At 46.1% G+C, this 10,065-nt stretch carries 10 protein-coding genes; 5 read left to right on the forward strand and 5 right to left on the reverse strand.

Going from position 1 to position 10,065, the window contains the following annotated elements; translation table 11 throughout:
* Window positions 1–20: 20 nt before the first annotated feature.
* Both btuC and btuD read left to right on the forward strand, forming a co-directional pair.
* A complete protein-coding gene (gene btuC / locus DA100_RS11550) occupies window positions 21–1,016 on the forward strand; it encodes a vitamin B12 ABC transporter permease BtuC (RefSeq protein WP_138972267.1) in 996 nt (331 codons plus the stop codon).
* A complete protein-coding gene (btuD, locus tag DA100_RS11555; protein WP_138972268.1) occupies window positions 1,003–1,758 on the forward strand; it encodes a vitamin B12 ABC transporter ATP-binding protein BtuD in 756 nt (251 codons plus the stop codon). The genes btuC and btuD overlap by 14 nt, the downstream gene beginning before the upstream one ends.
* 302 nt (window positions 1,759–2,060) lie before the next feature.
* Here btuD and DA100_RS11560 read toward each other — a convergent pair whose 3' ends face one another.
* From DA100_RS11560 to DA100_RS11570, 3 genes are all read right to left on the reverse strand, one after another.
* On the reverse strand, window positions 2,061–2,636 hold the full coding sequence (locus DA100_RS11560) for a nucleoside triphosphate pyrophosphohydrolase family protein (protein ID WP_138972279.1): 576 nt from the start codon (window positions 2,634–2,636) through the stop codon (window positions 2,061–2,063).
* Window positions 2,637–2,795: 159 nt separating this feature from the next.
* Window positions 2,796–3,368, reverse strand: a complete 573-nt coding sequence (locus DA100_RS11565; protein ID WP_138972269.1) for a DUF1415 family protein — start codon at window positions 3,366–3,368, stop codon at window positions 2,796–2,798.
* Window positions 3,365–4,612, reverse strand: coding sequence for an MFS transporter (locus DA100_RS11570; protein ID WP_138972270.1), 1,248 nt, complete (start codon window positions 4,610–4,612; stop codon window positions 3,365–3,367). Before DA100_RS11570 ends, DA100_RS11565 begins: the two co-directional genes overlap by 4 nt.
* Before the next feature lie 107 nt (window positions 4,613–4,719).
* Between DA100_RS11570 and DA100_RS11575 the strand changes: the two genes are divergently transcribed.
* Together DA100_RS11575 and modF are read left to right on the forward strand one after the other, a co-directional pair.
* Window positions 4,720–5,589: a LysR family transcriptional regulator gene (locus DA100_RS11575; RefSeq protein WP_138972271.1), complete on the forward strand. Its 870-nt coding sequence runs from the start codon at window positions 4,720–4,722 to the stop codon at window positions 5,587–5,589.
* 114 nt (window positions 5,590–5,703) lie between these two features.
* Window positions 5,704–7,167: a molybdate ABC transporter ATP-binding protein ModF gene (modF, locus tag DA100_RS11580; protein WP_138972272.1), complete on the forward strand. Its 1,464-nt coding sequence runs from the start codon at window positions 5,704–5,706 to the stop codon at window positions 7,165–7,167.
* 76 nt (window positions 7,168–7,243) lie between these two features.
* Here the strand turns inward: modF and DA100_RS11585 are convergent, their stop codons facing one another.
* On the reverse strand, window positions 7,244–8,851 hold the full coding sequence (locus DA100_RS11585; RefSeq protein ID WP_138972273.1) for a hypothetical protein: 1,608 nt from the start codon (window positions 8,849–8,851) through the stop codon (window positions 7,244–7,246).
* 239 nt (window positions 8,852–9,090) lie between these two features.
* Between DA100_RS11585 and DA100_RS11590 the strand changes: the two genes are divergently transcribed.
* A complete protein-coding gene (locus DA100_RS11590) occupies window positions 9,091–9,336 on the forward strand; it encodes a Rho-binding antiterminator (protein ID WP_138972274.1) in 246 nt (81 codons plus the stop codon).
* A gap of 186 nt (window positions 9,337–9,522) precedes the next feature.
* Here the strand turns inward: DA100_RS11590 and DA100_RS11595 are convergent.
* Window positions 9,523–10,065: integrase core domain-containing protein (locus DA100_RS11595; RefSeq protein ID WP_138972275.1), on the reverse strand; the 543-nt coding region annotated here is incomplete at its 5' end.

Here is a 10,065-nt window from a genome sequence, read left to right on the forward strand (position 1 = left end):
GCCAAATAGATAACGACAACATGGAATTCTCTCAGCTACTTAACCGTAGACAACGTAGATGGACGCACTTTGGTGTACTTTTCTTGATCACTCTACTTGTTATCAGTGCCGTTTATCTCATGGTCGGTGAAGTATTCATTTCGCCTTTCGAGACACTTTCATCATTGCAAGAACAGTTAATTATGCAGCTACGTTTGCCACGCTTATTGGCGGCCGTCGCGGTAGGAGCGGCGTTAGCCGTTTCTGGGGCCGTGCTACAGGTATTACTGGGCAATGTGCTTGCAGAACCTGGAGTACTCGGTATCTCAGGTGGCGCTAGCGTCATGATGGTGCTGGTACTGTTCTTTTTTCCGCTGTTGGCAACGCCCATTGGCTTTATGCTGGCTGCGGTGTTAGGGGCGCTAGCCTTTACTCTGCTATTGGTGTTTGTTGCAAAGTCTCTGCGTTTGACTACCACTCGGTTATTACTGGTAGGGGTCGCCCTTGGCATTCTATCTGGTGCGATTGTCACTTGGGCGTTTTACTTCAGTGATGATCTAAGCCTGCGTCAGTTGATGTATTGGTTGATGGGCAGCATAGGCGCGGCAAGTTGGTATCATCATATGTTGACCTTGTTGTTAGTGCCCGTGTTGGTCTGGCTATGTTGCAAAGGGCGTTTGCTAGATAAGTTGATGATGGGTGAACAGCATGCGAAGCAACTAGGCGTCGATGTTGATAGTGCTCGTTGGAAGTTGATCCTTGCCGTATCGATTCTTGTTGGTGGTGCGGTGGCATTAGGGGGAGTCATCGGTTTTGTCGGTCTCGTAGTCCCTCATCTTCTGCGACTCGCTTTTGGCAGTGAAAATAGATACTTACTGCCTATTTCCGCTCTGGCAGGTGCGACACTCGTGGTCTTTGCGGACTTGATCGCCAGAACCGCGCTTGATTCGGCGGAGTTGCCGTTAGGGGTCGTCACCACGTCAATCGGTGCACCAATCTTTATTTGGATGTTGGTAAGTAATCATGATTCACGTTAACAGTTTATCCGTCGGCGCTAGATTGTTGCCACTATCCTTCGCCGTAGAGCGCGGTGAGATCCTTCATATTATTGGTCCGAATGGCAGTGGTAAGAGTACCTTACTATCTGCGGTCGCGGGATTACTCAATTTTGAAGGTCAAGCAACCATCTATGATTTTGATGTTGCACAAAGTTCAATCTCTACTTTGGCTGAACGTCGTGCGTATCTTACACAAAGTGACCGTCCAGCGTTCAACCTCGATGTTGTTCACTATGTGTCACTCTCTTTGCCAGCCTTTATTAACTCTGCAACCAGTGAAATTGAAAGCGTTATTCAGGAATTGGCTCAACTTTTAGAGATTGACGACAAACTGCACCGTTCCATTCATCACCTTTCTGGAGGGGAGTGGCAAAGGGTACGTCTGTGCGCGATCTGTTTGCAAATATGGCCAACTTTAAACCCACATGCTCGTTTACTAATCCTAGATGAGCCCGCAGCTCCGCTCGATATCGGTCAGGAAAGCCTACTGTATAAACTTATTCGCCGTGTGGCTGAGATGGGAATTAGCGTGATTATGTCCAATCATGATCTCAACCGGACCCTCAAGCATGCAGACAAAGCATTGCTGCTCGATAAAGGAGTACTGCAAAGCTTCGGCGACGTGACGCAAGTGCTGAACGCAAGCGAACTGTCACGAGTGTTTAAAACCCAAGTTAAGCACGTCATGTTGGATGGAGAACCCATCCTGCTGTTTGAGTAATTATTTACCCCTAAAGGATTAGTTTGGTGCGTCTTGCACTGGTTTAGATCGCGGGTCAATGACTCGTGTCGCTGCTTTTTTGTAAATCCATTAAAAATCAATGAGTTAAATTTTATTCAAGATTGGCACGCTATTGGCAACAGTGATAGCGATACATTCTCGTTCTTGTTAGGCGGATTTAACTAGAAGGGAGTTCTACGAGAGTGGTAACAAACCAAATGTTAATGAAGTCAGTTTTTGACTATGGCAGCTTACGCCACCTAAGGGAAACCGAAGGTGGCGTCTTTTTATCTAGCGTCGACCTATTGAGTCAGAGGCGCAAGATCCGCAGGACGGTAGTAAACCGACTTCAGTACTTTGCCTTGACGGATCGTCTTACCTTCAGCGACGAAATCTTCAGCACATTTAGCGATAATGTAATCGCCTTTTTGTACTGCCATCAGCTTGATACCTTGCTCTGCATAGTGTGCTTCAGTATCAGCGTACTCTTGCTCGTTACGACATACTTTACTCATATTGCTTGAGTGCACTTCATCCCAACATGGAACAAAGTCAATGCCACGGTTAACCGCAACATTAAGTAGCAGGTCGATAAGGTAGTTGATGGCTAGGTTGTCTTCAATTTTGTCGTGGCCTAGATGCACCAAGCGACCCATCAAAACGTAAACACTGTCGATGATCGCGTCCGCTTGTTCTGTTTTATTGTCAGCTTCTGCTAACTCAGTTAACTCTTCGATTGCAAGAGAAGTGTGTAGAGTGTCAGCCTTGTCATCTAGGCTCTCAGGAGAAGCGACAGGTAAATCGAAGGTGCTACGGAACTCAGAAATATCACGGTAAAGGTGATTGAAAATATCAGTGGTCAGTTTTGAAAGGTGCATATCCATTAATCCGGATGTCATTGTGGTGGAGCAATACTACCAAAGCGGGTTAAATCCTGCTATCGGCGCTATAAAATAAATCAGTCGAGCGACAAACAATTGAACAGAGCGGGATCAAGTGCCCAATAAGGTCAGCTTGTCGTTTGTCGCTTCAACTCGTTAGCGGAATAGGTATGGGAAGAGTTTTCGACGTTCTTCAGCCGTTAAGGACTCAACGCGAGCAATGTTGGTATCTGGAATCGCCTCAGGATTTGGGTAATGTTTAAGGACTTTTTCCATGCTCTCTTCGCGGATCAGGTGAAATACGGGTACCGGAGAACGGTTGGTGAGGTTCTCATCGTCTTCAGGCTCTGCGCCCCCAAAACAGTAGTTTGGGTGGAAGGTGGCTAATTGGAAAATACCTTCCCAATCTTGCTGGCGTATAAGCGCTTCGATCCAGTCGATAAACAGGTTGTAGTCGTAGAAGTCACTGAGCATATTGGGAACCGCAACCAGTGTGGTTTCAAGTTGCTCCGGCTCAGTAGAGTCCAATTCAAACAACTGAGTCAGAATATCTTCCAGCAGCGCTTCTTCTGTTTCGGCTTCGCTAACGAAAATTTTAATCTGTTTGTTGCGTTGTGGCTTGGCGGCAAATGGACAAAGGTTAAGGCCGATCACCACATCGTTTAGCCATTGTTCTACAGCGCTTGCCACTTGCTGTTTGTTCATCTGTGTTGAGCTTTGGTTAGTCATTTTGCTTCCAAATTAGAATTTGGCGCAAGAATAGCAGATTCTACTGGTGCTGGCTTGTCTATTGGGCCATTAGCCTCGGCTCTCGACAGCTTATGGCAGAGGATAAACACCAAAGCATAAAGCATTGAGCCTCCCGCCATGACATACGCCCAGCCCCCTTGTTGCCAGCAGTAGATAAGGAAGAACCCACCAATACTACCGCCGATGTAGTAATGAACGAGATAAAGCGCTGTCGCAGTTGCTTTAGCGTGTGTCGCCTTTTGACTGACCCAAGCATACGCGAGTGTATGAGTGAAGAACGCGCCAAAACTGATCAGGAGTAGGCCTAAAATCATAAAGGTCAGTGAATCTACATAAGCGATCAGCATACCAATTAGGCTAATCGTGGTCCCCGTAACCATTCCCGACACGCTTTGGTGACGCTTACGCCAAACCGAAGTTAATCTTGAACTCAACGTACCTGACAGATAGCAAAGGAAGATTAACGAAGCAAGACCGATTGGCAGGTTGTGCGGAGCCGCGACCAAGCGAAATCCCATCACTGAGTACAGATTGACGAACAGGGCAAAATTAACCCCACCAAGTACCATCGCAATCCAAATCGTTTTGTTTTTAATGTGCTTTACCACAGCACGATTATGGTAGCGCAACATGCCTCGTTGAGGCGTGAAGTTCACCTGCTTTGGTAGGGTAAAGAACACTACTGATGCACCGAACAGTGACACCAGTGCGACGATGATGACGGCTTGCTGCCAGCCAAGTGCATCTGTCAGAGTACCACCAATGATTCTTCCGGCAATACCGCCCAGAGAATTGGCAGCAATGTATCCGCCGATCGCTTGGGCGAAGGCCTGTTCAGACAACTCTTCAACCATATAGGCAACCGCTACGGAGGCGAATGCAGCCAGCGCCATACCCATGAGCGCACGCAGTATAACGAGAACAACAAGTGAATCACTGACCAACATCGACAGGCCAATCACCGGCATAGCCAGCAGACCTACGAGCATTATCTTGCGCCGCCCGTATGATTCGGACGCGACTGCCCAAGGAACGAGACAAACGGACAAGGCAAGCGTACTGGCGGCAAACACCCAGTTAATTTGGGTTTCGGAAACGGAGAAATGAGTCGCCATAAACGGAAGCATCGGCTGGAACAGGTACAGGTTACAAAAAACCAGAAATGAGCCTAAGGCTAAACTAAAAGTGACGTTCCGGTACTGCTTGGTTTTAAGCTCAATCATAGTGGCGCTTCAAATAAGGAGATATGTGAGCAAAATATCAGTCAAAATGTGATAAATAAAATATATTAAAAATATTATCCTGATATGAAAATTATATAGAGATAAGCATGGACTCGAAGCATCTCAAGCACTTTGTTGCTGTCGCACAACATGGGCATTTCACTCGAGCAGCCAAAGCACTGCATATCGCACAGCCGGCTTTGAGCATTTCGATAAAAAAGCTGGAACAAAGTCTGGGAGTCGAACTGTTTCGACGTGAAGATCGGCAAATATCGCTCACCGATGAAGGCGAGGTTCTGTATGAGCACGCCAAACGTATCTTACAGCAATTGGAAGATGCTCAACTTGCGATTGATGAGCTCAAAGGGCTTGAAAAAGGTGAAGTTCGGCTTGGTGCACCAAGTATGATGGGATCCTATTTCTTTCCACAGGTACTGATGGCATTTAACAGCCGTTATCCCAATCTGAAATTAACTTTGGTCGATGCGGGCACTCGAGATATTCGCAAGATGCTACTTAACGGCGAGCTCGATATTGGTGTGATTGATGATGAAAATGTGCCTGAAGACCTAGAAACCGACCATCTTTTGCAAGTGGAAATGTTGGCCGTTGTTGCCAAAGAGCATGCATTCGCAAAACAGAAATCGGTTGGCTTCGAGGATTTTTTTGACCATGAGCTGGTGATGTTTAAACAAGGTTATTTTCACCGTAACTTTCTCGAAGAAAAGGCATTGCAGTGCAGCAAAGAGATGCGCTTCTCTTTTGAAACCAATCTGTTGCCAATGATTCTAAGCATTGTAAAACACGAGTTTGCGATTACGGCACTACTTGAATTAGTGACCCAAAATGAGAAAGAGGTGGTTGGAGTACCGTTTGAACCAAGAGTCAAAATCGATCTATTACTGGCGTGGCGAAAGGATGGATACTTATCTATGGCGGACAGAACGTTTATTGATTTTGTTAAGCAATACGCCTAATGCTCTAATCTCGTTGTGAATATCACACTTTGCTATTTCCCTATCGCACTAAGCCTAGGTTTGAAGTAATTTGAGGCTATCAATCTATGTTTTGAAGGGTAGGGAAACCATTCTATGCAAATAATTATCAACCAGCTCGCTTTAGAAACAGGTACCAATCGACTCGAAATCGACGAGTGGACGATTAACCATGGACAATCATGGGGCGTGTTCAGTACCGAAGGCGATATTGGGTCCGTATTAGGATGTCTACTTACGGGCGAATATACAGTATCGGAATCTATGCTTTCAGCAAGCGAAGGAGGCATTGCTCAAGTTTCGCTGGTTGAACAGCAACGATTACTGGAAGAGGAAATCGCCAATGATGAGACAGATTTTTTAGATAGAATTGATACAGGCACATCGGTTTACACATTGATTTATCGTCAGTGTCATTCTGAGTCGGTGACTAAAAACCTGCTTGAAAAACTGGATCTTTGCCACTTAGAAAAAAGCGGTTTCCGCGTGCTGTCGACGGGAGAAACTCGTCGTGTAATGCTTGCCCGTGCATTGGCAACACAGCCACAACTGATTGTGCTTGATAACCCCTTTACTGGCCTCGATGTCGCCCACAGAGCATCGCTAGCCGACTATCTGTATGAGTTATCGAAATCTATCCAGATGATTGTTACTTTCAATCGTGAAGAGGATATACCAGCATGGGTTGAGCAGATTGCGATGTTCAATCACGGCAAACTTGAAAGTGTTATGCCAAAGAGTGAATGGGAGTCGCATCCTGTCATTCGTCAGATTAAGGCACAGTCTCAACAGCAGAGCGAACAGATGCTGGCATTAATCCACCGCTACCAACATAGCCACCATTTCGATAACCCGGTATTTGAAATCACACAAGGTCAAGTCGCGTACACGGATAAAACCATCTTTACGGGCTTGAACTGGCGAATTGATAATGGACAACATTGGCAAATCAAAGGGCCAAACGGCTGTGGAAAAAGTACATTGCTTGGGCTCATTTTTGGCGACCATCCGCAATGTTATTCCAATGACATCCAGATATTTGGCAAAAAGCGCGGCTCTGGTGAATCTATTTGGGAAATAAAAAAGCACATCGGCATGGTGTCGTCTGCTCTGCATCTCCAATACCGTGTCAGTTGTAAGGCACTAGAAGTCATTCTTTCGGGCTTTTACGACTCAATTGGCCTTTACCAGCAACCCTCTAAGAAAGAGATTCAGGTTGCTAAAGAGTGGCTGGAAATTCTCCATATGAGCCAGTATGCCAACATCTCGTTTAGAGAACTGGAATATGGTCAGCAGAGATTGCTGTTGATTGCTCGTGCGATTGTTAAACAGCCCGCGCTGCTGATATTGGATGAGCCATACCAAGGGTTGGATTATCTAGGAAGGCGGCTGGTAAAAAATACTCTCGAGCTGATTGCCAAGGAAAACTTAAGCCAACTTCTTTATGTTTCACATTACCAAAACGACAAACTGGAAAGTATTGTCAATGAGGTCGAGTTTGTGTTTGATGAAACTGCCCATTGCTACAGAGCGAATGTTTCATCTGGCGAGACGCACTAACATCTTGGTTTATCAGCGATAACTCGTTCCATACGAGCTAGCTAGGTTAAGTAACAGGTAGCTCGATTCACACCATTTATGGTGTCGAATATTCCACCTCTTTGCCTTTGAGTTCAAGTTGATGAGCGGCTTGAGTTAAATCACCACCTCCATTACTGTCGCCAAAACAGACGACTGTGCCATTTGTTTTGAGTACAGCGAATGCGGTATCGGTCGCATAGACTGAATGTATATTGCTAAGATCAACGTTGGATGAGTTAGCGCCAAAATTTGAATGTCCCCACGTTAAGACCGTTTCATCCTTCATTAAGGCGAAGAAAGCATGACCGTTGGTGAAGAGTTTTTCCACCCCTTGCGAGAAATCTATGGTTGAGGAATCTCCTCCTGCGCTAGCGGGTCCCCAAGATACGACCGTACCGTCGAGTTTAACCGCTGAGAATGCTTGTTTGGTGGCTGAGATCGATGTTACTCCGCCGGAAAAGTCGACACCGGTTGAGTTTCCACCGTGAGCCGCGTCTCCCCATGTGATCACTGAACCATCTTTCCTTAGCGCAGCAAACGCTTTCTTTGTTGCAACAACGGTTTCTACGTTACTGATTTGGCTTACGACACCGCCATATGAGGGGTGCCCCCACGCAGTAATAGAACCGTCGTTTTTTAGTGCGACAAATGCACCGTCATTTGAAAATATATCAACAACAATGCCGTTAAGTTGAGTCGGTTGGCGCCCTCCAGAATCAGGGTGCCCCCATGCGACGACAGAACCGTCGTCCAGCAAAGCGGCAAACGAAGCCTCCGTCGCAAAGACCTTTTTTACCGTGCTGTTGAAGTGAACACCATTTAGATTTGCTCCAGTAAAGCTATTGCCCCATGCGACAACGCTTCCATCAGTTTTGATTGCGACGAAGGATGCGTCATTGGAGTATATCGATTCAATGTCCCTTGAAAGATCGACATTAGAACTGTTCCCACCGCTATTGGCACTTCCCCAAGTGACGACGCTACCGTCATTTTGCAGGGCGGCAAAGGCATAATCATTGGAGTAAATAGTGTTGATACCACTCGAGTTAAAGCTGACCTGACTACTGTTGGCGCCGAGTGTGTTGTCGCCCCATGTAAAGACTTGCCCCTTGCTGTTCAGGGCAGCAAAAGCGCCTCCAGTGGAATAGATGCGTTTTATATCCGAAAGATCACGGTTTAAACTCCCGCCATAATAAGGGTCTCCCCAAGTCACGACCGTCCCGTTTCTCTTGAGTGCGGCGAAAGCTTTAGCGTTGCTATAGATAGTTTCAATGAGGTCTTCAGGTGGAGCGTAGTATTTGATTAGCGGAGAACTGACTTCGTCATTGGTGACGGTTAACTTAACTCTTTTGCCAAAGGTCGCCACATCGATTGTTTTAATCGGCCCAAATGATACTGAGTCTGAATGATCAAACGTACCGTCGTTGTTGCTATCCGTTTCCCACTGGTAGTCAAAATCTTGGTGAGTGCAGATATGACAAAATGCTTTGACACCTATATAGCCAGTACTGGAATTGCCGTACCAAGCACCAAATTTATTGATCTCTATGGGGGGAGGCGGCGTAGGCTTTTTAGGGGGCACAAGGGAGACTGGCTCACTGCTGCCATTACAACCTAAAATGAACATGGGGACGATAATAAACAACAAGCCTATTCGGTTCATATTTTTGGACCATATAATCAAAACACCAAAAGTATGTGCCGTTTTTAGGCTGCCAATGTTTCAGTTGAGTAACGTCTTGCAGGCATTTAACGTTTATGTCTAACTCAGTGCTGTAAATCTTGGAGAGACAACGACTTGAGTTGTATGACTTGCATGGGTAGAGTGTTTGTTGTTGGTGCCAATAGGGCCAATGGCTGTGAGCCAAATCTGTCCATCAATGAATTAGAGCGGAGAGTAAAATGATTAGCTGCAACGATTATGACTATATCGAGATAGTGTGTTTGTACCGTTATCCTGTTCGTTTGACGCTAACAACAGGTCAAAGCATGGAAGGTATTGCTCGTGATACTGCTCGCAATCAGGACAAGCAAGAAGTGATTAAACTCGACGTAGACGGTGTCGAGCACTTGGTCGTACTCGACGAAATTTCATTAATGGACGTCTTGGTGGCGAATCCGCACTTCACGCAAAAACGTTTTATCTAACCCTTGGAGTTATACTCCCTCCTTTGCCTGAGAGTGAGAAAATTTTAAATAAGGACTCTGAGGACCGTGAGAGAAAATCTTATGAAGTAGAAGCGTAGATCAAGACCTAAGATGTTGTACGATTTTCCATCGTTAGTCGAAGAGTAGCGGTGTTTTTCAAGATAGTTGCCATCATTTGCTTGCTTATTAAGCTGCTTCTCTTTCTGGATTTAGGTGTACGTTACCAACTGGTTCACAGTTCCTGATATCACCAGGCCAGCGCTCAGGTTTTCGCTGTTTTGCTGCGAGCAATACCTCAGCTCGGCGCTTCAAGATCTCTTCATCTTTTCCATTATGACGCTCTGAAGGCGTGACATAATTTAGCTTACTGTGTTTGTGCTCGGTGTTGTACCAGCGCACGAAGGCTTCAACCCAACGTCGACTGCTGTCGAGACTTTCAAAGCCTTTTGTCGGCCAATTTGGCATGTACTTTACCGTGCGGAACAACGACTCAACATACGGATTATCATCACTGACTCTTGGACGGCTATACGATGAGGTAATGCCTAACTCATCCATCTTCGCTTTGAACGTCAGCGACTTCATAGGCGCACCGTTATCTGAGTGAAGAACCAGCGGTTGGCTGAAGCACTGTTCTCGCATCAACGTCCGTTGCAGGAGTTGTGATGCTAACTCGCCACACTCACATTCATAGACTTCATACCCCACGATTTTGCGGCTGTAGATATC

It is taken from the genome of Vibrio sp. Hep-1b-8 (assembly GCF_006124995.1).
Classification (GTDB): Bacteria; Pseudomonadota; Gammaproteobacteria; order Enterobacterales; family Vibrionaceae; genus Vibrio.